The organism is Candidatus Enterococcus ikei, assembly GCF_017316105.1.
In the GTDB taxonomy this organism is placed as follows: Bacteria; Bacillota; Bacilli; order Lactobacillales; family Enterococcaceae; genus Enterococcus_L; species Enterococcus_L ikei.
On record NZ_JAFLWD010000053.1, the window covers coordinates 1 to 1,974 of the forward strand.

At 38.7% G+C, this 1,974-nt stretch carries 2 protein-coding genes; both read right to left on the reverse strand.

The window, feature by feature from the left end:
- Positions 1-83: 83 nt before the first annotated feature.
- The gene (locus JZO69_RS15950; RefSeq protein ID WP_016249790.1) at positions 84-818 is read right to left on the reverse strand and encodes a WxL domain-containing protein; all 735 of its coding nucleotides are present in this window, start codon (positions 816-818) and stop codon (positions 84-86) included.
- A gap of 17 nt (positions 819-835) precedes the next feature.
- On the reverse strand, positions 836-1,974 hold a 1,139-nt coding region (locus JZO69_RS15955), incomplete at its 5' end, for an Ig-like domain-containing protein (protein ID WP_242586914.1).

Consider the following 1,974-nt stretch of genomic DNA (forward strand, 5'->3'; position numbering starts at 1 on the left):
AATAAGCTAGCAAATGTTACGACCCCTGTAGTAGTGAATACTGCATTCTTTTTCGATATCATGTTTTTTTCTCCTTTGAGTTTTTATATAGGTGTATCAATCAACTCCCAAGTTAAGGAAGTTGTATAGTTACCTTTCTTTTTTTCGACCGACCCAGGAACTTTGACTTGTATGCTTTTTTTACTTTCTTCTTTATCTTTACCAAACATAATCATCCAAGTTCCCTTCCCCGTGGTTTCAGTCGAACGAGATACTTCTGTTGGCTCCATGCTGTCAGGGTCTAATCGAACACTGTCTATAGCAATTGGTTCTCGTCCAGAGTGTGGAGAAAATAACGTAATATTATTTAAAGATATCTCCGCACCTTTTAATACATGTGTGCCATTTCTGAGTTGTCCATTTTGCTTAATTGTTAATCGCCATCCAGCTTTTTTCCCTCGATTATCGGTCAATTGAAGAAAATTTGGGACCTCTTGTTCTGAACCGTCGTCCTTTTTTTTAATCTTTGTTAATTTTGCATAATAAATATCATTTTCTTTTGACCCATCATGTTCCCCAAAAATAACATGAGGAGCAAAATCAACGCTTAACGGTCCAGATGTTCCTGGTTGAACAGGAATTGGTGAAACAATTTCTGTTGATTCATCTGGCTTTTCGGGATCTATCGGAGGGGTGACATCCGTGTTTTCAGTGTAAAAAATTTCTGCTTCCGATTTATTCCCTATACTGCTATCAGCCAAAACAGATGTCGTTTCAACACTGACCCCACCTAGCAATATAAAAATTAACACCATAAACGTTCTTCTCATCTTTTTCATTTTTTCCTCCTCTCTCACTATGGTCCATTTTCAAGTGTCCATATTATTTGAGTGGAATATTCTTTACCTGAGCGAACACTTCCAGGTAGGACATCCAACACCACTTCTTTGTCTTTTTCTTTCGTAAAGTCCACTTGAATAACACCGTTGTTTAATTTACTTGGTTCATACATCGGAGTATTTAATTCGGTTAGTTTTGTATCTACAACTTTACCTGATTCGTACGAGCGATAGACTAAACTACTCGCTGAAGTCAACCCGTCTTTGGTTTTCAGTGGATGATCGACCTTTGCTAATAAACGCCATTTATTTACTTTAAATCGAGTATCATTTACAGAAATACTTAACTTATTTTCTGAAAGCACAAACTGCTCTTTCGATGCAATTGTTCGAGTTCCAAACGCTAAGTTGTCTACCTTTTTTTCAAATGACAAACTTCCAGCTAATAGCTTCACCTTAAATACTCGTGACAAATTACCGATGGTTACCGTAATTGAGTACTCCCCAGGTTCTTTTTTTAAGCTTCCTTGACTATAGATAAGTTTGTCATTGATCAACTGCCCTTTATCTAAGTCCCATGCTTCGACTGCTCCGTGTTTTAAAATAAACGCCTTTTGCTCTGCCGCTGTTTCCGGTAAATCAATGGCTAAAACTGAGAAATCATCGGCTTTCAGTAAGTTTTTACTATCCATTGCCGTCAAAGCATCTTTTACGATGATTGGTACAACAACAACGAGAGCATTTCCTGCTTTATCAGTCAATGTGATGTCAGCTGTTTTGTACCCTGTTTTAGAAACATCTGGTGTTCTGGTTTGTTTAATGGTTAAACCAGCCGTCCCAGCGTTATCTGAAACATTCGCAAGCATTTTATCGATGGATGGCAGTTTATCACCTAGGGTTAACTCTTGTTTCACCGCTTCAGCTTTTGGCGGTGTGGTATCGGCGACAACCTGAGAATCAGAAGCAACACTGACATTCCCTGCGGCATCTGTTGCAGTAACATAATACGTTTTATAAGGAACTAACGGTTTTTTAGCTTCTGGTACAACCAATGAGTATTTACCATCCGTCCCAGCTGTTCCTGTTAAAAAAACAGTTGCATCCGATTTATCATACATCGTGACCGTGGCTCCCGATTCCGCCTGACCTGAAATGG